Genomic DNA, 19917 nt, shown 5'->3' on the forward strand with positions numbered 1-19917 from the left:
CCGTTAATCACGCAGGTGAAACGCGCGCCAGTGCAGGCGACCGGAGGAGTGTGCGATGACCCGGGTCCGCGAACTCAGCCCGTATGTCGAGCTGCACCGGGAACAATGGAAAGAACTGCGAAGTTCGACGCCGTTGCCGCTGACCGCGGCCGAGCTGCTGCGGCTGCGCGGCCTCGGCGAGCAGGTCGACCTGGCCGAGGTCGCCGACGTCTACCTGCCGCTCTCCCGCCTGATCAACCTGCAGGTCGCCGCGCGCCAGCGGCTCTACGAAGCGACGACGACGTTCCTCGGTGACGACTCCCGCGGCACGAAGGTCCCGTTCGTGATCGGCATCGCGGGCAGCGTGGCGGTCGGCAAGTCGACCACCGCCCGCATCCTGCGCACGCTGCTCGCCCGCTGGCCGGACCACCCCCGCGTCGACCTGGTCACCACCGACGGCTTCCTGTACCCGCGCGCCGAGCTGATGCGGCGCGGGATCATGCACCGCAAGGGCTTCCCGGAGAGCTACGACCGGCGCGCGCTGCTGCGGTTCGTCACCGACGTCAAGTCGGGCGCCGAGCGCGTCGCCGCGCCGGTGTACTCGCACCTGGCCTACGACATCCTGCCCGGCCAGGAGCAGGTCGTGCAGCAGCCGGACATCCTCATCGTCGAAGGCCTGAACGTGCTGCAGCCGGGGCCGCGGCTGATGGTGTCGGACCTGTTCGACTTCTCGATCTACGTCGACGCGCACACCGGCGACATCGAGCGCTGGTACATCGAGCGGTTCCTGGAGCTGCGGCACACGGCGTTCGCGGACCCGGCGTCGCACTTCCACCACTTCGCCGGCCTGCCGGACGACGAGGCCCGCGCCGAGGCGAAGCACCTGTGGCGCTCGATCAACGAGCCGAACCTGATGGAGAACATCAAGCCGACCCGGCCCCGGGCGACGCTCGTGCTGCGCAAGGACTGCGATCACGCGATCAACCGCGTCCGGCTCCGCAAGCTCTGATCCTTCACCCACACGCGCACCATTCCCACGCTGAGCCCCCAACACCGGCCGATCGGCCGAGGGGAGGCAGCGAGGCCTAACCGGTTGGCCGATACCGGACGCCCGTTCGGAAAGCGACCCTGAAGGAGTCCGGAAAACGGCTCTGAGCTGGGGAGGAGGCCCACGATGTTCTCGATGGTCCTCACGTGGGTCGGCGCGTTGCTCGGTCTGGTGTTGCTGATCGCGATGGCCGCCGGAACGTTCGTCGTCGACTTCGACGACCGGCTGCAGGAGCGCCGCAGCAAGAAGCCCGCCGAACCGACGGGCCCCCTGCCGTAGCGATCAGAGTCCGGCCAGCGCCTCGACGTAGGCGTCCGCGTCGTATTCGAGGCTTTCGCCCTCCACCAAGCTGCCTTCCAGCGCGTCGATCAGCTGCTCGAAGATCTCGTCGCGGTCGAGTTCGCCCTCGTTCAGGCGCTCCACGGTCTGCCAGACGTCGGCGGGCTCGTTGTCCCACAGCTGGTCGACGATGGTCGCGCGCAGGATCAGCCGCTGCTCTTCCTCGTCCTCGTCCGCCTCGGCGATGACGAGCGCCCGGCGCTGCTCGGCGTCGGTCGGGTCGAGGTCGACCTCTTCGTCGTCGATCTCCGTGGTCAGCGACGGCACGGCGAACATCCGGCGCTCCAGCGCGTCGGCCAGTTCGCTCGGCGACAGGTCGCCGACGCCGTCGAAGTAGCGCTCCAGCGGGGAGTCGTCCTCGTCGGCGTACTCGCTGAGGTAGTCGGCGACGGCTTCGTCGAGGGCGGCGATGGCGGTCTCGGTCAGGCCGGCCCGCTCCCCCGTCCACTGCACCCAGGCCAGCACGACCGGCTCGACGGCTTCCTCGTGGTCGGCGTCGAGCTCGTACTCCTCGCCCAGCAGGCCCTCGAGGAACCGCGCCACCTTCTCCGGGCCGACGCGCAGCGGGTTCGCCGGGTCGGTGCGCAGCCCGTGCTCCAGCAGCAGGCGGCCGATCGCGCGGGCGGCGTCGGCGTCCTCACCGCTCGCCGCGACGAACTGCTCGACGACCGCGGCCCGCTCGGCTTCGGACCACTCGGCCACCTCGGGCACGAGCGCGGGCTCCGGCAGCGCGCGGCACCAGGTGAGCGTGACCGCGTGGAAGCGCGCGTAGTCCTCGCTGACGTCGGCGTCCTCGAGGTGGTCGGTCGCGGCGAGGCCGTCCGCGATCAGGCGGTGCGCCTCGGCGGGCTCGACGGCTTCGAAGACGACCAGCTCCGGATCGGCTTCGGCCTGCTCCCGCATTTCGCCGAGGACGTCGGCGGGCTGGTCGATGACGACGAGGTCCCGCACCCGGCCGCCCTCGGTGAAGTCGAGGAGCGCGAGCAGGCCGTACGCCTGGTCGCCGTGCGAGAAGACGCAGAGCAGTGACGACTCGTCGCCGTAGACGTCGCCGGTGCGCCAGCACTCGCCGGCGCGCACCCGGCCCAGGTCACCGGCCCACGTCGGCGCGGGGATGCCGCGGCCGAGCACGACCTGCAGCCCGGCGTCGGCGGCCTTGCGCTCGACGTCGGTTTCGGCGACGACCTTCAGCGCCGCCAGCAGCGCGGCCGCACCGGGGGTGATCTTGCGCTGCGCGAAGGCGATCAGCTCCAGGCTGAGCGGCTCTTCGCCGTCCTCGACGGACACGTCGTGGAACTGGCCGAGCACCTCGGAGGCGAGCAGCTCGACGTCGACCGGCGCGGGCTCGGCACCCAGCGCCGAGAAGTCGTTCAGGACGTCCTTGAACAGGCCGGTCACGCTGTGGGTGACGGGCTGCGGCTGCCTCTTGCGGGCACGACTCACCGGGCTCATAGGCCCATGTTTTCACCTACCGGCGAGCCGGTCGCGGTGGCCCTGGCGCGGGTCCCGGTCGCGTGCCCGGCGGGGAGGCGCCGGGCGGGGCGACGGGACAGGGCCACCGCGACGGCGCTGGCCAGGACGTCTCCGCCATGGCGGGCTCGCGGTGCCCCGGTGCACGTGCACACCGGTTCACTGCGGTCAACGAGGTGCGCGCGGGGAGGTTACGGCTTTGGGCAACGCGATTCGCGCGGTGCGGATTTCCGTGATCAGCCGGGACTTCCGGCGGTGGGTTTCCACCAGCGCGGCCAGGTAAGCGGTGAATTCTTCCGGCGTTTCGGCGCGTTTGTGCAAGCCGCGCAACAGCTTCAGCCGGCGGGCGGCTTCCTGGTACGCCTGCGGGTCCTTGCGCTCGATGAGCTCGTCGACGTGCTCGCGGAAGACCGGGATCGTCTCGGCCGGGTGCCCGGCCGCGCGCAGCTCGGCCAGTTCGAGCTTCAGCTCCGGCGACGCCCCGAACCGGACGCAGGCGCGCCAGGCTTCGTCGGGACGGCCGTCGTCGAGCAGGACGCGGACGAGTTCGTCGGCCCCGCCTCCGGCGGCGCGTTCGCGCAGGGTCGCCAGCGCGTCCCGGCGCTGCGCCGTCCACTTGCCCGCGGCCTGCGCGGCTTCGCGCAGCGCGGCGAACGTCTCGCGGTCCGGCCGGGCGTCGAAGTCCTTGCGGCGGCGGGAAGTCTCGTCCTCGGGCTCCGGCGGCGCCGGCGGCTGCTTGTCGTGGGTGAGCGCGCGGGCGGCGTGCGCGATGGCCTCGCTGTGCCGTCCCGCGGCCCGCAGCACCCGGACGATCTTGAGGCTGACGTCGACGCGCGGCGGCTTGGCCGACAGGATCGCGACCAGCTCGTCGACGTCGCCGCGCACCTCGGCCAGCTGTTCCCGCAGCCGTTCGGCCACGTCCCTGCGGTGGCCCGGGACGTCCGCCGCGAGCACGTCGTCCACCACGGACTTGATCAGCTTGAGCCCGCGTTCGCCCAGCGCGGTCGCGAAATCGGCGAGGTCGATGACCGGCCACCCCGGGCCGTCGAACTCGACCTCGACGATCCAGCCGGCCAGCTTCTCCGGGTCCGGCGGGCGGGCGGCGCACGCGCGGGCGTACAGCTCGACGGCCCGGTCCAGCCGCTCGCCGAGGTCGCCGGGGTGGTCGCCGGCCTGCTCCAGCACCTCGCTGATGTCGTCGACCGTGCGCCGGGCCAGCGGCGCCAGGTCGGCGCGGCTGCCGGCGTCGAGCATCCGCTGCAGCGTGTCCAGCACCGCGCCGACCTTCGCGGTGTACTCGACGTTCCCGTCGGTCACGGCGGTGTCGAGCAAGCGGTGCGCCTCGCTGACGTCACCGGATTGGGTCGCCGCGCGCAGTTCGAGCGAGTGCCGCAACTCAGGGTCACGCTCGGCTTGGGCGTGCAGCAGGTCCGCCAGCGTCTCCGCGTCCAAAGTGCGCAGGTAGGGGCGAAGATCCGAGGGGGAACTCACGCGCACCAGTCTGCCCGAGCCCGGCAAGGCGGCGTGTGGGCCAACCGCGTGCTCTTTTCGGAGTAACGAGTGACTCTCGGTGAGGCGCTCACTGGCGGCGCAAGTCGTCGAGCACGGCTTTCAGCGGCCACGGCTCGGGCACGCGCGGCCGTCGTGACCGTGCGTGGCGGGGACGCGGGATGGGCGAGCAGACGGTGGGGACCATGATCGGGACGACCGGCACCGGCACCCGCGCCACGAGCCGCCGCACCACGACCAGCAGGAGCACCGCGCCCAGCAGCAGCGCGGTCCCCGCGGCGAGCGCGCCGGCGAGCGTGCGGCGGCCGTCGTCGAGGGTGAGCTGCACGGCGTACTGGCTCTGCTGGGTGTAGAGCCGGCCGAGCTGCTCGGAGACGGTGAAGGCGGCGCTGCGCCACGTGGATTCGGCCACGGGCAGCGGTTCGGCGGCGGTGAACGCGTCTTCGGCGGCGGCGAGCCGGCTCCACTCGGCGCTGCGCGTGAGCGACTCGTACGCAGTCCGGCCGCTGTCGGTCAGCTGCGGCACGACCCGCGTCAGCCCGGCCCGGTAGGCGGCGACGGCGGAGGCGTACGGCCGCCGCGTGACGCCGTCGAGTCCCGCCAGCGCGAGGGAATCCGAGCGGTCCATGCCTTCGGCGACGGAGAGCAGCTCGACGGCGGTCGTCTGCTGGTAGGCCGATTCGGCGTCCGGCGCGCGGCGGACGTAGTCGCGCAGCCCGGCGATGGCGGTTTCGATCCGCTGCGTGTAGCTCGCGTACGCGGCAGTCCGCAGCTCCGGCGCGGCCATCGCCGCGCTCCGCTGCGCCTGCAGCGCGACGACGGACCGCGCCGTCCGGTCCGCGGCGTTCGCCGTCTCGACCGCGAGGTCGCGCGTGCGAATCGCTTGGTGGAGCAGGAAAGCGGTGATGACGATCGCCACGGCGACGAGGGCACCACCGGGGAGGAGAGCGATGCCCAGCATGCGGCCGCGGACGGATCGCAGGTACTTCAAGACGTTCCTTTCCCAGCCTTGGGGCCCCGCAAGCATCCCGACGAAGTGCAACCTATTGAGTGAGAGATTCACCGGTCAACGCCAATCCGCCATACGGCCGTTAGCGCACCGTGACGGCCGGGCACAATCGCCGCGTGACCTTCGACGACGTGACCCAGCGGCTGCGCGGCTTCGCGGCGGCCCGCGCCTGGGAGCCCTTCCACACGCCCAAAAACCTCGTGATGGCGCTCTCCGGCGAGGTCGGCGAACTGACCTCGCTGTTCCAGTGGCTGACACCGGAGGAGTCCGACGCGTGGCGTGAAGACGCCGAGCTGGAGGCGAAGGTGCTCGACGAGATCGCCGACGTCACGCTGTACCTGCTGCAGCTGGCGGACCGCCTCGGCGTCGACCTGCCTGCCGCGGCGCACGCGAAGATCGACCGCAACGAGGTCCGCTTCCCGCCGCCTGCCTAGTCCCGCTCGCAACGCCGTTCGATCTCGGCTAGCAACGGCGGCGGCGTGCTCGCGACGGGCGCGTCCGGGTGCGCCAGCCACCGCCCGTTCTCCTCGGCCCAGAACACCGACCAGATCCCGAAGTCGTCGACGCGCAGCTGCGCGATCTTCTGCTCGCTCCCGGCCCGCAGCTCGACGATGGTGACGGCCCGCCCCCGCGTGCGGCACTCGACCCGCACCTGGTCCCGCAGGTGCTCGGGCACGCGTCGGGCACACCAGCGCTCGATCTGCCGCAGCGCGAATTCCGGGATGCCCGCCATGCCGACAGTGAACCGGACCGCGTCACCGCCCGCTCAGCTGGGCGACGACGGCGTCGTAGGTTTCCTCGGGCGCCCGCCCGCCGGTCTCGACGACGACGCACCCGGGCCGCTGCGGGAGGTAGGCGGTGAGCTGGTCGTGGATCCGCTCGACCAGGGCGGTGCCGCCGCGCGCGTTCAGGACGCCGTCGACCCCTTCGGTTTCGGCATCCCCCTCCGCGGCCCGCTCGGCGAACCGCCGGGTGGCGACGGGCTTGCCGGCGGTGAGCAGGATTTCCCGGTACTCGGCCCCGCAGTCCGCGGCGACCCGCTCGAAGGCCTCGATGTCGGCGACCCGGGTGGCGAGCTGCGGCATGACGACGTCGTGCCCGCTCTTCAGGTGCGCCTCCGCCATGGCCCGGGTGAGCAGCTGCGCGGCCCGGAAGGTCTCGAAGAAGGTCTCCCGCCAGCCCCCGATCAGGCAGACGACCCGATCGGTGTCGAGGTTCAGCACCCCGGGGTGCCGCTCGGCGTAGACCCGCGCGATCGTGGACTTCCCGATCCCGGACGGCCCGTTCAAGTGGATCAGCTTCGGCACTTCCCCGACGTTAGCGCGGCGCGGGCTCGGCCAGCCACCAGCCGCCGAGCAGGGCGCCGACCGCGAAGAACGCGAAGAAGATCCCGGCGGCCAGCGGTGTTCCCGCGAACATGCCGACGACGGTGAAGAACATCAGGAGCAGCCCGGCACCCATCAGGACCCGCCCGCCGACGACCTTCGGCAGCCGGGCCCTCTCCGGCGCCGGCGCCGGTGGCGCGGGCGCGAGCGGTGGTTCGAAGCCGAGCGCGACCGGTGCCGAGTGGACGTCGAGCACGTCCGCACCGAGCTCGGCGGCGCGCGCCAGGCGCGGCTCGTTCGCGGGCACGCTCGGGTCGGCCACCAGGTGCGTCACGCTCGCGGTCAGCTTCTTGGCCAGCTGCACGCCCTCCGCCAGCACGCGGGCACGCAGCCGGTCGGCCGCCGCGGTGGTGCCGAGGACGAGCACCCGGGCCGGTCTGCCGTCCGCCGTCGGCCGCAGGTCGCCGGCGTCCGCGACGCCGAGAGCGGTCGCCACCTGCCACAGCTGACGGGCTTCCGCGGCGGTCACCACGCCGTCCCGTTCCGCCACTTCGCGCAGGGCGACCACGAACCGCTCGTGCGTCGAGCGCACGCGCTCGGCCGGCCAGCCGGCTTCGGCCGCCAGCCCGGCCAGCGCCGCCACCTCGTCCGGCGCCAGGTGCCGGTCGGCGACGACGCCGGCGAGCAGGTCCAGGTACGCGTCGCCGTCCGGGCCGATCGCCACCCGCTCGACGGCCTCGGCCATCCAGCCCGGTTCGCCGGCCGGGACGTCGGCGCGCGGGCGCAGCGGGCCGGCCGCGAACTGCGGCAGCGCGGGGAGGACGGGCGGCGAGGCGAACGTGAAGCCGTGGCGGCCGAAGAGGCTGACGGCGAGCTGCGCGACGGTGCGCGCGCCGGACAACGCCGTCCGGCCGGGCCGGGCCGCGATCCCGAAGGCGGGCGCCACGGTGGCGAGCCGGTGGTTGGGCAGCCGGACGGCGGTCCGCGCGGCGGCCAGCGTGTCCACACCGGGCAGCACCGGCACGCGGGCGCCGATCCGGGCGGCCTCCGAGTCCAGGAAGGACGCGACGAACGGCAGGTCGTGCGCGACGACGACGCTGCCGCGGCACAGGTTCAGCAGCGAGCCCAGCGCCGCGCCGAACGCGGGTGCGCCGTCGAGGTCGGCGCGCGTGATGCCGTGCAGGGCGACCGGGCCGGGCGGCACGCCGGGTCCGGGGTCGACCAGGGTCGACAGTTCGCCGGCGACCGTGCCGTCGGGGCGGACCCGCACGGCGGCCAGCTCGACGACGTGCCCCGGCCGCAGCCCGGTCGTGCGGATGTCCAGCGCGGTGAAGTCGGTGCCCCGCGCGGGATGGCCGCCGGCACCGAGCAGCGAGAGGGATTCGATCACGCCCCGCAGGTCGTTTTCCCGGCGGGCGTTGTGACAGCTTTTCGGCGTGGATCGGTGGTTCGTGACGGGATCGTGACGGCAACATTCCGTCCGATAACGACTGGTGGTCGATCACGGGAACGCGCGTAACAACGGCGGGAGATTTCGCGAGTACACCGTCGGCACACCGCGTCGGAGAACAGGGAATCCCGGATGAAGCGCATTCCGAACTGGCTGAAGATCGTCTTGGCCGCCTTCGGCGTCCTGTTCGTGCTCGGCGCCGTCTTCGGCGAGGCGCCCGCACCGAAGCCGGTCGCCGCGGCGGCGCCGGCGTCGGCCACACCCCCGCCGACCAGCACGACTCCGTCGCCGACGCCGACCCCGGTCGCGGTGACCCACACCGTCGGCACGGTGACCGACGGCGCCACCGTCGTCGTGAACGGCAGCGACGGCACCACGAAAACGGTGCACGTGCTCGGCGTCGTCGCCCCGCTCGCCGGCACCGGGTGCTACGCGACGGAATCGCTGGGCTGGGCCGCCACGACGCTTTCCGGCAAAGCCGTGACGCTCGGCGCGGAAACGGCGCAAGGCATCGCGGTCACGCTGGCCGACGGCCGCGATTACGCGGCGCTCGCGATCCAGCTGGGTTATCTGAAGTACGCGGCGAACGCGACCCTGCCGGCGCTCGCGGCCGCCGAAACCGCGGCGAAGCAGGCCACCACCGGGTTGTGGGGCCCGCCGTGCAACGGCACCATCGACGCCCCCGCGCCCGCGCCGGCCCCGGTGCCCACCACCGCGGCCCCGCCGGTCGCCCCGCCCGCGCCCGCGACCAAGGCGGCCCCGAAGCCGCCGCCCGTCGTCCGGACGACCGAGGAAGCTCCGCCGGCCCCGGAACCCGACCACAGCGCCTACTACGCGAACTGCTCCGCCGCGAAGGCAGCCGGGGCCGCCCCGCTGTACCGCGGGGAACCGGGTTACCGGTCCGCGCTCGACCGCGACGGCGACGGCGTGGCCTGCGAACGGTGATCTAACCTGGTCCGATGACCACCGCCGAGGAACTGCTCGGCAGGCTCGCGGGCCTGGACCGGGACGGGCTGGCGAAGGTGCTGGCCCACCGGCCGGACGTGCTGGCGGAGCCGTGGCCGCGGCGGCTCGACGTCGTCGCGGCGAGGCTCGCGTCACCCGAATCCGTCGACGAAGTCCTGCTCGGGTTGTCCCTGCCGCTGACCCAGGTGCTGCGCGCGGTCCAGCTGTGCGACGCGCTCAGCCAAGGGCCCGTACCGCTCGACGACGTCCGCGCGCTGCTCGGCGGTGCCGCCGTCGAGTCCTCTGTGGACGAACTCGCCGAGCGCGCGCTGCTGTGGCGCGACGGCGACCGGATCGTGCTGCTGGAAGTGCTGCAGCGGAACAGCTTCCGCGCCGAGGGACTCGGGCAGCCCGTCGCCGACCTGCTCGCGGACCTCACCACGATCCAGCGGGCGCGCCTGGCCCGCAACCTCGGGGTGCCGCCGGCGGACCTCGTCCGGTACTTCCGCGACGGCGACCGCGTCCGCGCGCTGTTCGCCACCGCACCCGAGCAGACGCGGAAAGTGTTGCGGGACATGGCCGAGGGCGTCCCGGAGGTCGACGGCATGCCGCCGCTGGGCTGGGCGCTCGACCACGGGTTCCTGTTCGGCACCTACTACGGCGGCACCGCGATGCCGATCGAGATCTCGCTCGCCCTGCGCGGGGCGGACCACCGGCTGCCCTTCACGCCCGAGGAGCCGGAGTACGCCGTCACGCACGTCGGGACCGAGGCGGCCGAGGCCACGTCGTCGGCCGCCGCGCTGCGGCTGCTCGACCGCGTTTCGGCGGTGCTCGACCTGGCCGCCGCGGAGCCGTTGCCGCTGCTCAAGGACGGCACGATCGGGGCCCGGCTGATCAAGAAGGTCGCCAAGGACACCGGGGCGACGCCGGCGGAGATCGAGCTGGCCATCGACCTCGCGGCGCAGGCGGGTCTGCTGCTCGCCGACGAGCCGCCGGTTCTCCGCCGCGGCCAGAAGGCACCGCCGCCCACGCTCGCGCCGGATCCCGACCTCGCCCGCCCCGCGCCGGCGCTGCTGTACCGACTGCTGCTGACGACCTGGTGGCACCCGGTGCCGCCCGAACACGGAACGGACGTCGACGCGTTCGTCCGGCGGCTGGTCGTGCGGCTGCTGGCGCGGCTCGAGCCCGGCGCGGCGCTCACCGGCGACCTGACCCGCCTGGCCGAGTGGCACGCGCCGCTGCTGCCCACCGACGACCTCGCCGCGTCCGTCGAGGCCGCCGTCGCCGAGGGTGAACTGCTCGGCCTCCTCGCGCACGGCGCGGTCACCGCCACCGGGCGCGCGCTGCTGTCCGGCGACGGGCTCGTCGAGGTCACCGGCGAACTCGTCGCCCGCGCGCGGACGACGGCGCTGTTCGGCACCGACCTGACGGCGATCGTGCCGGGCTCACCCGACGCCCGGCTGGCCGCGCTGCTCGACCGCGTCGGCGACCGCGAAGCCCAGGGCACCGCGACGAGCTGGCGGTTCTCCCCCGCGTCCGTCCGGCGCGCGTTCGACCAGGGCGCGACGGCCGCCGAGCTGCTCGCCGACCTCGGCGCGATCGCCGCGGGCGAGCTGCCGCAACCGCTGGTGTACCTGGTCAACGACGTCGCGCGGCGGCACGGGGAAGTCCAGGTGCTCGACGTCGCGAGCGTCGTCGTCGGGGAACCCGCGATGCTGGCCGAGCTCGCCGCGCACCGCAGGCTCGCCAAGCTCGGGCTGCGGTCCCTGGCGCCGACGGTACTGACGTCCACTGTGGACGCCGCCGGCACGCTCGAAGCGTTGCGCGAAGCCGGTTACGCGCCGACCCGCCACGCCGCCGACGGCACCATCCTGCTGCCCGCGCGCGAACAACCCGAACCGAAGGCCGTCCTCCGCGACGCCGAACCCGGGGAACTCCCGCCCGATCCCGCCGACCACGCCGAACGGCTGCTGGCGGCCCCGGCGAGCGGCCCGGTGCTGCTGCGCGGCCAGCTGGCGCGCGCCATGAGCGACCGGTACGCGGGCCGGCTCACGCCGAAGCAGCAGCAACTCTGCTGGCAGCTCGAAGCCGGGATCCCGGTGGACGTCGTGTACCGCGCGGCCGAAGCCGAGCCCGCGCGGCTGGTGATCGCGTATCCCGAGCTCGACGGCGACGTCCTCGACGTCTGGTCGCTCGGGGAGCACGCCTACCGGCGGCTCGAGCTCGCGCGGATCGACCTGGCTCAGACCTCGACCGCGCTCAGCCGGGCGTAGACGACGACGTTGTCCAGGTAGTTGCCGCTCGCCCGGTCGAACGCGCCGCCGCAGGTGATCAGCCGCAGCTCGGGATCGGCCGTGTCGCCGTACACCTGACCGGTCGGGAATTCGGCTTTCGCGTAGCGGTCGACGCGGTAGACGGTGAAGACCGCGATCCGCCCGTCGGCGCGGCCGACCCGGGCCTGCTCGCCGGGGCGCAATTCCTTGAGCCGGGAAAACGCGCCGGGCACGTGCTTGTAGTCGACGTGCGCGGCCAGCACCGCCGGGCCGACCTCGCCGGGCGACGGCGCCCCGGTGAACCAGCCGACCGTCGTGGCATCCGGCGGGACCTCGAGCGCGCCGTCCGCGGTGAGCCCGAGGTCCTCGAGCGCGTCCGCCCGGACGCCGATCGCCGGGATGCTCAGTGACGCCGGTTTCGCCGCCGGCAGGCCGCCGGCGGTCGCGGTCGCGGTCCCCGGGGCGCCCGAGGTGCCCGTGGCGGCCGGGACCGCGGGGCTCGGCGGTGCGATCGGGTCCGGCGTCCGCGGCGACAGGACGAGGACGAGGGCCACGGCCAGGACCACCCCGAGCGCGGCGACGACCGCCGTGACCGCGGGCCACAGGCGCGGGTACCTCAACTCGGGCGCCGGCGCAGGTAGAGCACCATGCCGCCGGACGCCGCCGCGGCGACGAGGGCGCCGCTGAGCAGCAGGAAGCCGGGGACTTCGGGATCGGGTTCGCCGCCGCCGGTGGCCACGCCGCCGACCGGCTTGACCTTGACCTGGGTGCCGGTGTGCTGCTTGGTGGTCGTCTTCGGGGCCGGCTGGGTGCGGGTCTTCGTCGCCGTGGTGGGCCGCTCGGACGTCGGCGCGGGTGCGGTGCTGCCCTGCTGCGGGCGGTGCGGCAGGGATTCGCAGGCGATGCCGTCGTTGTCGGCGTCGAGGTGGTTCGGGTCCCCCGGCGTCGCGTCCAGGACGGCTTGCGCGTCTTCCTGGTACTGGAAATCGGGGCAGTCGACGTCGGCCGCGAGCGGCGTCGCGAGCTGCGCGGAAGCGAAGGAGACGGGGCCGAGGATGGCGAACCCGGCGACGGCGACGGACGTCGTCAGGGCACGACGGAACAAGGACAACGGAAGTCCTTTCAGAGGGGAATCGGTGCGATTGCGTGGTTAGTATCGCGACGTCCGCGACACCGTTACGGACCATTCCCGAATTTCCGGAATGGCAGCGATCCACCACTGCGCGGGATTTCCGTGATTCTTTCCCGGTTCGGCTTCGACCTGCGGGTGTTCGGACCGGAAATGCGTACCGCGCGGAATGTTACGGCTCACGCGGTCACACGTTTGACGTAATTCACGTGTGACGGCACCGACCGGCCGCCGCCGGGCCGTGCGCGACCCCGTAACCTCGGGGTATGCCGATCCAGGTGCTGCTCGTCGACGACCACGAACTGGTCCGCCGCGGGCTCCGCGACCTCCTCGGCGACGAGCCCGACATCGAGGTCGTCGCCGAGGCGAGCAGCGTCGAAGAAGCGCTGGCGGTGGCGATGCACGTCGAACCGGAGGTCGCGGTGGTCGACGTCCGCCTCGGCGACGGCGACGGCATCACGCTCTGCCGCGAACTGCGGTCGAAACCGAACCCGCCGGCCTGCCTGATGTTGACGGCGTTCGACGACGAAGAAGCGATGGTCGGCGCCATCATGGCCGGCGCGGCCGGGTACCTGTTGAAGCAGGTGCGCGGGCAGGACGTCGTGCACGCGGTGCGCGAGGTCGCGGCCGGGCGCTCGCTGCTGGACCCGCTGAGCACCGCGCGGGTGCTGGACAAGATGCGCCACCCGCCGACGGACGAGCTGGCGACGCTGACCGAGCGCGAGCGCGACGTGCTCGAGCTGATCGGCCAGGGCCTGTCCAACCGCGAGATCGCCGAGCGGCTGTTCCTCGCGGAGAAGACGGTCAAGAACTACGTCACTTCGGTGCTCGCGAAGCTCGGCATGCAGCGCCGGACCCAGGCCGCCGCCTGGATCGCGCGGCGCGAGAAGTAACCCCTCGCGACCGGCGCGTCCGCAATCCGCCGTTCGCTGCGTGCTTTTTACGGACCGGTCACGGTCCGCCATGCCGTCCTGGCCATTTGCCGCACAAGATTCACTCGAACGTGAGTCGAATGTGTGTTCGATCAAGCGGTACGATCATTTCGAGGGCGTGGAAGGGAGGCTGGATGACCCGAGAAGGTTGAGTCCGCAGGAGAACCGGTCAGTCAAGTGGGAGGTCGAACGCGACGAGTGTGCCGAGACTGGGTGAGGAGTTCAGGAAGAACTTCCCGCCCGCGGCGTCCGCGCGTTCGGCGAGATGACGCAGACCACGGGTGGCGACGCCCTGGGGAACACCGGAACCGTTGTCCCGGACGCGGAGTTTGACACCGTCGGAGTCCCTGGCCAGCGTCACGCGGGTTTCGCTCGCGCCGGAGTGTCTGACCACATTGGACAGTGCTTCGCGCAGAGCGGCCCGGATGTGGTCGGCGTGTTCCGCGGGGATGTCGGCGAATTCGCCGGACAGCTCCAGTGTCGGCGGGTAGCCGAGCAGTTCGCCGGCGATACGGACCTCGCCGCGCGCCGACTCGGCGAGGTCGGTGGGCGTGCCGGTGTCGTGGCGAGGCTCCGGCGACCGCAGCGCGCGCACGGTGCCGCGGATCTCCTCGATGGTCTGGTCGAGCTGGTCGATCGCGTCGGAGAGCCGAGCCCCATCGGCTTGGGCGAACCGCTTGCGCATGTTGCGCCGGACCCGGTCCAGTTGCATGCCGGCGCCGTAGAGCCGTTGGACGATGACGTCGTGGAGCTCGCGGGCAATGCGCTCCCGCTCCTCGTACAGCGCGACCCGATGCCGCGCGTTGGCCCCCTCGGCGAGCGCGAGCACAACCCCGGCCTGCGCGGCGAAGGCGACGAGCATCTCGACGGTCCCCGCGGAGAAGGGCTCCCTGCCCCGCCTCCGGTAGACGGTCAGCGCCCCGAGCACCCGCCCCCCGGACCCGAACGGCGCCGCCGCGAACGGCCCATAGCCGTGCAGTTCGGCGGGAACGTAGGGCGCGGTCCGCGGATCGACGGTGAAGTCATCGCTCGCCACGGGTTCTCCCCCGCGAGCGACGTGCCCGGCAGCGGAATCGGCGGGCAGGGCGAGGCCCCGCAGCGACTCCCCGTTCGACACGCCGGCACCTGAGCCGGCGGGATCGCCCGCGGCCGGGCCGGCGGTGCGATCGGCGCCTGGGCTGGCGGTGTCGCCCGCGGTGCGGTCGGCGCCTGGGTTGGCGGGGTCACCCGCGCTCGCGCCGGCGGGCGCGCTGGCGGGGCCGCTTGCGGCCAGACCGGCGGCGCGGGGGCTGGCGGTGTCGCCCGCGCTCGGGCCGACGGGCCTGCTTGCGACCGGACCGGCGGTGCGATCGGCACCTGGGCCGGCGGGGTCACCCGCGCTCGCGCCGGCGGGCGCGCCGGCGGGGCCGCTTGCGGCCAGACCGGCGGCGCGGGGGCTGGCGGTGTCGCCCGCGCTCGGGCCGACGGGCCTGCTTGCGACCGGACCGGCGGTGCGATCGGCACCTGGGCCGGCGGGGTCACCCGCGCTCGCGCCGGCGGGCGCGCCGGCGGGGCCGCTTGCGGCCAGACCGGCGGTGCGATCGGCACCTGGGCCCGCGGCGTCACCCGCGCTCGGACCGGCGAGGCCGCTTGCGGCCGGACCAGCGGTGCGATCGGCACCTGGGCTGGCGGCGTCACCCGCGCTCGGACCGGCGAGCGCGCTGGCGGGGCCGCTTGCGGCCGGACCAGCGGTGCGATCGACCCCTGGGCCTGCGGCGTCACCCACGCTCGGACCGGCGAGCGCACTGGTGGAGCCGCTAGCGACCGGACCAGCGGTGCGATCGACCCCTTGGCCCGCGGTCGGCTCGCCGGGCGCGGCACCGGGCTCGGCCGTGCGCGCACCGAACCCCAGGCCGGCTGCGGACCCGACGTGGCCGCCCGCGGCCGGGTGGGGGCTGGCGTAGTGGGCGGCCTCGACCACCACGCGGCCGTCGTCGGCGCTCACCATTGCCAAGCCCAAGTCGGCGTCGGCTAGCTCGGCTGCTCGGGCTACGACCGTGTCGAGCACCGCGCCCGGGTCGTCGCCGGAAAGGGCGGTGCTCGTGATCTCGGTGGCGGCGGACAGTGCCCGCGCGGCAAGCGTCGGATCCATGAGTGCCGTCATTATCGCGCGGCGCAGTGGCGGTGCGATCACGGCACCGGTACCCGGGTCACCACGCGGCCGTCGCGGACCTCGAGGACCACGTCCGCGCCGGCGGCCTCGTCGGCTCGGTGGGTCACGTGCAGCACCGTGCGGCCGGCCAGGGCTTCGCGCAGGTGGGTGCGCACCGCCTGGGCCGTCGGTTCGTCGAGGTGCGCGGTCGGTTCGTCCAGCAGGACGAGCCCCGCCGTCGGTGCGCCGAGGAGCGCTCGGGCCAGTGCGACTCGCTGGGCTTGGCCGCCGGACAGGCCGGTGCCGCCGCTGCCGAGGAGTGTGGCCGGGTCGACGTCGTCGAGGGCGGCCTCGTGGAGCGCTTGCCGGAGCTCCTCCTCGGTTGCCGTGGGGCGGGCGAGGCGGAGGTTCTCGGCGACCGTCGTGGCCGCGAGCATCGGCTCCTGCGGTGCCCACGCGACGACGTCCGGAACGCTGACCACACCGTCGCGCGGGGTGAGGAACCCCAGCAGGGCGGCGACGAGCGTCGACTTGCCCGCGCCGCTCGGGCCGACCACCGCGGCGTACGTGCCCGGCGCGAGGGTGACGTCCACGTCGTGGAGCACGACCGGGCCGTCCGGCCAGCCGAGGTCCGCTCCCTTCAGCTCGACACCGGTCCCGGGGTGCGTGGGCCGGGCAGCCGCGGGCGGCGCGTCGGCCAGACGGTGGCGGGCGCGCTGCAGCGTGTCCCAGTGCTGCGCCACCGGCGGCAGCAGCGCGAGGACCTCCGCCAGCGCGAGCGGCACCAGCGCGAGCAGGGGCGCCAGGACCGGGTCGAGCTGCCCGGCCGAGACCGCCGAAGCGGCGAACGCCGTGCTGAGGACCGCGGCCGTTCCGCACGCCAGCGTCACCAGCGCTTCCGCCGCGCCCGCGCCGAACGCTTGACGGCGGGCTTGCGCGGCCAGGCGGGTGTCGGCGTCCGCCAGCGCGCCGCGGTGGGCGCGGGCCGTGCCGAAAGCGAGGAGTTCGGCCGCCGCTTCGAACAGGACCAGGACTCGCGAGGCCACGTCCCGGCGGCCCGTCGCCAGCGCCGACGTCGCCCGGCGTTCGGTGCGCAGCGCGACCCACGGCGCGCACAGGCCGAGGGCCACCGCCGCCGCGAGGGTCAGGCCGGCCGCGGGGAGGACCCACGTCTGGACGGCGATCGCGCCGGCCGCGACCAGTGCCACCACCAGCGGCGGCGAGACCACCCGGGGCAGCAGGTCGCGCACGGTGTCGACGTCGGCGACCAGGCGGCGTTGCCCTTCGCCCGCCCGCAGGCCGCGCGCGGGGCCGAGGCGGACCAGGGAATTCCACAACCGCACGCGCAGCCGGCCGGCGATGCGGAACGCGGCGTCGTGGGTGACCAGACGCTCGACGTAGCGCAGCCCGGCGCGGCCCAGCCCGAACGCGCGGACGCCGACGACCGCGACCGTCAGGGTCAGGATCGGCGGCTGCTGCGACGCCTTCGCGATGAGCCAGCCCGACGTCGCGGTCAGCGCCACCCCGGCCAGTAGCGCCACCGCACCCAACGCCGCTCCCCCGAAAAGCCGGCCGTCGAGGAGCGCGCGCCAGCCCAGGGACTCGTTCGAAGTATCCTTTGTGGACGGTTCAGGAATAGCAAAAACCTCGGGCGCGAGGGAAACCGCCGCCGTGCGCTCGTGGGCCGCGATGACGGCCGCGGCGCCGTTGTCGACCGCGCGCTGGACGGCGTCGAGGACCAGGCGCGCGGTGGCCTCGTCGAGGTGGGCCGTCGGCTCGTCGAGCAGGAGCAGCCAGGCACCGCGCTCGACCCGGACCAGCGCGCGGGCGACGGCGACGCGCTGGCGCTGGCCGAGCGACAGCTTCGCGACCGGACGGTCCGCGAGCCCGGTCAGGCCGAGTTCGTCGAGCAGGGCGGCCGAGCCGACCTCCTCGCGGACCGTGCCGCCGGTGAAGACCGGCGACTGCGGCACCCACGCGACCTGCTCGCGCCACCGCTCGAGGTCGGCGTCGGCGAGGTCGACCGGCCCGACCGTGATGGCGCCGTCGTGCGCCGGGACGAAACCGAGGAGGGCCGAGAGCGTCGTCGACTTGCCGCCGCCGCTCGGGGCGCGGAGCCAGACCGTTTCACCGGGGCGGACCGAGAACGTCTCGCCGTCGGGGGCGAACCCGTCGCGCCGGGCCACGCGCAGCGAAGACACCCGCAGCTCGCCGCGGGCGGGGATCGCGGTGCCGGCCGCGGGGGCCGGCGTGGCCAGCAGGTCGGCGACGCGCCGGACCGCTTCGACGCCGTCCTCGCTGGCGTGGAACGCGGCGCCGACCGCGCGCAGCGGCTGGTAGCACTCCGGCGCGAGGACCAGCACGCCGAGCCCGATGGCCAGCGGCAGGTGACCGCCGGCCAGCCGGACGCCGATGACCACCGCGACCAGCGCCACCGACAGCGTCGCGGCGAGCTCGAGGACGAACGCCGAGGAGAAGGCGACCTTCAACGTCTTGAGCGTCGCGCGGCGGTGGCGTTCCGACAGCCGCCGGACCGTCTCGCCCTGCGCGGCCGCGCGGCGGAACGCGGTCAGCACCGGCAGCACGCGCACGAGCTCGAGCAGCAGCCCGGACATCCGGTGCGTGGCGTCGGTCGCGCCGGCGACGCGCCCGGCCGTGTACTTGCCGACGAGGATCGCGAACATCGGGAGCAGCGGGACGGTCAGGGCGATGATCACGCCGGACGGCCAGTCGGCGAACAGGATCGCCGCGCCGGCGCCGAGCGGGACGACGGCCGCCGTCACGAGGGCGGGCAGGTATTCGCGGAAGTACGCGTCGAGCGCGTCGAGGCCGCGGGTGGTCAGCGCGGTCAGCTCGCCGTGGCCGCGCCGGGCGATCCACTCGGGGCCGAGGCGCAGCGCGTGGTCGACGGCCCGGGCGCGCAGCTCGCGTTGGGACGTCGCGGCCGCGCGGGCCGAAACCGTGCGCACCGCCCAGCCGGTCAGCGCGCGCGTCGCGACGAGTGCGAGCAGCGCGGCCAGCTGGGCGGTGCTTCCCCCGGAGCCTGCTCCGACGATCGCCGCGAGGACGTCGGCGAGCAGGAACGCCTGCGCCACCAGCGCGGCGGCGTTGAGGAACGAAAGGAACCCCACCAGGGCCAGCGCTCGACGCACAGCCGGCACCAGGGCCGGCAATGCGCCGAGCGGGCCCTTTCCCGGCCGCGCCGAGTCCACTGTGGACTCCGAGGCGGAAAGGGGAGCGCGCCCGGGAAGCTGGGACGGCCGGGGCCTCACGGTGCGTGGACCGCCGGGATGTGCTGGGTCCCGATGCGCTTGCGGAACACCCAGTACGTCCAGCCCTGGTAGATCAGCACGGCCGGGGCGCCGAAGACGGCGACCCAGGTCATCACCGTCAGCGTGTACGGGCTCGACGCGGCGCCCTCGATGGTGAGCGTGTCGGCGGCGTCCAGGGTCGAGGGCAGGACGTTCGGGAAGAGCGAACCGAACAGGACCACCGCGGCCCCGGCGATGACGACGCCGAGCGCGGCGAACGCCTGCCCGTCGCGGTCGGCGCGCAGCCGCAGCCAGGCGACGACCGCCGCCACGGCGGCAACGCCGAACGCGAGCAGCGTCCACAGCGTGCCTTCGCGCCACTGGACGACCGCCAGGAAGGCGACGATCGGCACCATCGCGAGCGGCAGCGCGCGAATCGCCAGCCTGCGGGCGCGTTCCCGCAGGTCACCGCTGGTCTTGAGGGCCAGGAACGCGGCGCCGTGCGTGATCGAGAAGGCGGCGATGGCGACCGCGCCGAGCAGGGTGTCCCAGCGAAGGGCGGCGAACGCGGACCCGGCGCGGTTGCCCTCGGCGTCCAGCGGCAGGCCGAGCACGGTGGTCGCGAGGATGAGCCCGACGCCCAGCGGCGGGACCCACGAGCCGAGCACGATGACGCGGTCCCAGTTCCGCCGCCAGCGGTCGGAGTCGACCTTGCCGCGGTATTCGAAGGCGACGCCGCGGCCGATGAGGGCGAGCAGCAGGAGCAGGAGCGGCAGGTAGGCGGCCGAGAACAGGCTGGCGTACCAGCCGGGGAAGGCCGCGAACATGGCTCCGCCGGCGACGATCAGCCAGACCTCGTTGCCGTCCCAGACCGGCCCGATGGTGTTGACCATGACCCGGCGTTCGGTGTTGTCGCGCGCCAGGATCGGCAGCAGCATGCCGACGCCGAAGTCGAACCCTTCGAGGAACAGGTAGCCGAGCCAGAAGAACGCGATGACGACGAACCAGACGATTTCGAGGGTCATCGGGCCGCTCCTCCCACCTGGTCGCCGTGAGTTGTCCACAACTTGCCGAGTTGTCCACAGGTAGGCTGTGGGTAACCCGCGAGGGTGATCACATCGGCACTC

17 protein-coding genes are annotated in these 19917 nt (G+C 73.8%); 6 read left to right on the forward strand and 11 right to left on the reverse strand.

Translation table 11 applies throughout. The annotated features are described in order from the left end of the window. Nucleotides 1-55: 55 nt before the first annotated feature. Nucleotides 56-988: a type I pantothenate kinase gene (coaA, locus tag MUY14_RS35745; RefSeq protein WP_247015940.1), complete on the forward strand. Its 933-nt coding sequence runs from the start codon at nucleotides 56-58 to the stop codon at nucleotides 986-988. A gap of 165 nt (nucleotides 989-1153) precedes the next feature. Then, entirely contained in the window at nucleotides 1154-1306 is a 153-nt protein-coding gene (locus tag MUY14_RS35750) for a hypothetical protein (RefSeq protein WP_247015942.1), read from the forward strand. A 3-nt stretch (nucleotides 1307-1309) separates the two neighbouring features. Here the strand turns inward: MUY14_RS35750 and MUY14_RS35755 are convergent, their stop codons facing one another. The 3 genes from MUY14_RS35755 to MUY14_RS35765 form a co-directional block, all read right to left on the reverse strand. After that, on the reverse strand, nucleotides 1310-2818 hold the full coding sequence (locus MUY14_RS35755; RefSeq protein ID WP_247015944.1) for a hypothetical protein: 1509 nt from the start codon (nucleotides 2816-2818) through the stop codon (nucleotides 1310-1312). Nucleotides 2819-3004: 186 nt separating this feature from the next. Next, nucleotides 3005-4327 carry a hypothetical protein gene (locus tag MUY14_RS35760; protein WP_396126611.1) on the reverse strand — a complete coding sequence of 441 codons (1323 nt, stop codon included), beginning with the start codon at nucleotides 4325-4327 and terminating at the stop codon, nucleotides 3005-3007. 88 nt (nucleotides 4328-4415) lie between these two features. Beyond that, nucleotides 4416-5336 carry a nitrate- and nitrite sensing domain-containing protein gene (locus MUY14_RS35765; RefSeq protein ID WP_247015946.1) on the reverse strand — a complete coding sequence of 307 codons (921 nt, stop codon included), beginning with the start codon at nucleotides 5334-5336 and terminating at the stop codon, nucleotides 4416-4418. Nucleotides 5337-5470: 134 nt separating this feature from the next. Here MUY14_RS35765 and MUY14_RS35770 point away from each other — a divergent pair, with 134 nt between their 5' ends. Beyond that, complete coding sequence (locus tag MUY14_RS35770) at nucleotides 5471-5788, forward strand: nucleotide pyrophosphohydrolase (protein ID WP_086857376.1); 318 nt, start codon at nucleotides 5471-5473, stop codon at nucleotides 5786-5788. Here the strand turns inward: MUY14_RS35770 and MUY14_RS35775 are convergent. From MUY14_RS35775 to MUY14_RS35785, 3 genes are read right to left on the reverse strand one after another with little or no spacing between them, the layout of a single operon-like run. Further along, on the reverse strand, nucleotides 5785-6087 hold the full coding sequence (locus MUY14_RS35775; protein WP_247015948.1) for a DUF3024 domain-containing protein: 303 nt from the start codon (nucleotides 6085-6087) through the stop codon (nucleotides 5785-5787). The genes MUY14_RS35770 and MUY14_RS35775 overlap by 4 nt on opposite strands. Nucleotides 6088-6109: 22 nt before the next feature. Continuing rightward, nucleotides 6110-6661: an AAA family ATPase gene (locus MUY14_RS35780; RefSeq protein WP_247015950.1), complete on the reverse strand. Its 552-nt coding sequence runs from the start codon at nucleotides 6659-6661 to the stop codon at nucleotides 6110-6112. 10 nt (nucleotides 6662-6671) lie between these two features. Next, nucleotides 6672-8069 carry a PolC-type DNA polymerase III gene (locus MUY14_RS35785; protein WP_247015952.1) on the reverse strand — a complete coding sequence of 466 codons (1398 nt, stop codon included), beginning with the start codon at nucleotides 8067-8069 and terminating at the stop codon, nucleotides 6672-6674. 192 nt (nucleotides 8070-8261) lie between these two features. Here MUY14_RS35785 and MUY14_RS35790 point away from each other — a divergent pair, with 192 nt between their 5' ends. Both MUY14_RS35790 and MUY14_RS35795 read left to right on the forward strand, forming a co-directional pair. Then, the gene (locus MUY14_RS35790; protein ID WP_247015954.1) at nucleotides 8262-9074 is read left to right on the forward strand and encodes an excalibur calcium-binding domain-containing protein; all 813 of its coding nucleotides are present in this window, start codon (nucleotides 8262-8264) and stop codon (nucleotides 9072-9074) included. 14 nt (nucleotides 9075-9088) lie between these two features. Then, nucleotides 9089-11347 (forward strand): helicase-associated domain-containing protein, encoded by a 2259-nt coding sequence (locus tag MUY14_RS35795; protein ID WP_247015956.1) that lies wholly within the window; start codon nucleotides 9089-9091, stop codon nucleotides 11345-11347. On the opposite strand, the gene MUY14_RS35800 is transcribed toward MUY14_RS35795, so the two are convergent. Then, nucleotides 11317-11967 carry a class F sortase gene (locus MUY14_RS35800; RefSeq protein WP_247015958.1) on the reverse strand — a complete coding sequence of 217 codons (651 nt, stop codon included), beginning with the start codon at nucleotides 11965-11967 and terminating at the stop codon, nucleotides 11317-11319. The genes MUY14_RS35795 and MUY14_RS35800 overlap by 31 nt on opposite strands. Continuing rightward, nucleotides 11964-12458 (reverse strand): excalibur calcium-binding domain-containing protein, encoded by a 495-nt coding sequence (locus tag MUY14_RS35805; protein ID WP_247015960.1) that lies wholly within the window; start codon nucleotides 12456-12458, stop codon nucleotides 11964-11966. The genes MUY14_RS35800 and MUY14_RS35805 overlap by 4 nt, the downstream gene beginning before the upstream one ends. Before the next feature lie 284 nt (nucleotides 12459-12742). Between MUY14_RS35805 and MUY14_RS35810 the strand changes: the two genes are divergently transcribed. After that, complete coding sequence (locus MUY14_RS35810) at nucleotides 12743-13369, forward strand: response regulator transcription factor (protein ID WP_072475190.1); 627 nt, start codon at nucleotides 12743-12745, stop codon at nucleotides 13367-13369. Nucleotides 13370-13577: 208 nt separating this feature from the next. Here the strand turns inward: MUY14_RS35810 and MUY14_RS35815 are convergent, their stop codons facing one another. The 3 genes from MUY14_RS35815 to cydB form a co-directional block, all read right to left on the reverse strand. Continuing rightward, nucleotides 13578-14681: a GAF domain-containing sensor histidine kinase gene (locus MUY14_RS35815; RefSeq protein WP_247025415.1), complete on the reverse strand. Its 1104-nt coding sequence runs from the start codon at nucleotides 14679-14681 to the stop codon at nucleotides 13578-13580. 896 nt (nucleotides 14682-15577) lie between these two features. Further along, nucleotides 15578-18751, reverse strand: a complete 3174-nt coding sequence (gene cydD, locus MUY14_RS35825; RefSeq protein WP_247015962.1) for a thiol reductant ABC exporter subunit CydD — start codon at nucleotides 18749-18751, stop codon at nucleotides 15578-15580. Between the two features lie 56 nt (nucleotides 18752-18807). Next, nucleotides 18808-19815 carry a cytochrome d ubiquinol oxidase subunit II gene (cydB, locus tag MUY14_RS35830; RefSeq protein ID WP_247015964.1) on the reverse strand — a complete coding sequence of 336 codons (1008 nt, stop codon included), beginning with the start codon at nucleotides 19813-19815 and terminating at the stop codon, nucleotides 18808-18810. Nucleotides 19816-19917 lie beyond the last annotated feature (102 nt).

This window comes from Amycolatopsis sp. FBCC-B4732, from assembly GCF_023008405.1.
Taxonomy (GTDB): Bacteria; Actinomycetota; Actinomycetes; order Mycobacteriales; family Pseudonocardiaceae; genus Amycolatopsis; species Amycolatopsis pretoriensis_A.

Coding starts and splice junctions, on each gene's coding strand:
- coaA (WP_247015940.1), top strand. CDS start 56: ATGACCCGGGTCCGCGAACTCAGCCCGTATGTCGAGCTGCACCGGGAA.
- MUY14_RS35750 (WP_247015942.1), top strand. CDS start 1,154: ATGTTCTCGATGGTCCTCACGTGGGTCGGCGCGTTGCTCGGTCTGGTG.
- MUY14_RS35755 (WP_247015944.1), bottom strand. CDS start 2,818: ATGAGCCCGGTGAGTCGTGCCCGCAAGAGGCAGCCGCAGCCCGTCACC.
- MUY14_RS35775 (WP_247015948.1), bottom strand. CDS start 6,087: ATGGCGGGCATCCCGGAATTCGCGCTGCGGCAGATCGAGCGCTGGTGT.
- MUY14_RS35790 (WP_247015954.1), top strand. CDS start 8,262: ATGAAGCGCATTCCGAACTGGCTGAAGATCGTCTTGGCCGCCTTCGGC.
- MUY14_RS35795 (WP_247015956.1), top strand. CDS start 9,089: ATGACCACCGCCGAGGAACTGCTCGGCAGGCTCGCGGGCCTGGACCGG.
- MUY14_RS35810 (WP_072475190.1), top strand. CDS start 12,743: ATGCCGATCCAGGTGCTGCTCGTCGACGACCACGAACTGGTCCGCCGC.
- cydB (WP_247015964.1), bottom strand. CDS start 19,815: ATGACCCTCGAAATCGTCTGGTTCGTCGTCATCGCGTTCTTCTGGCTC.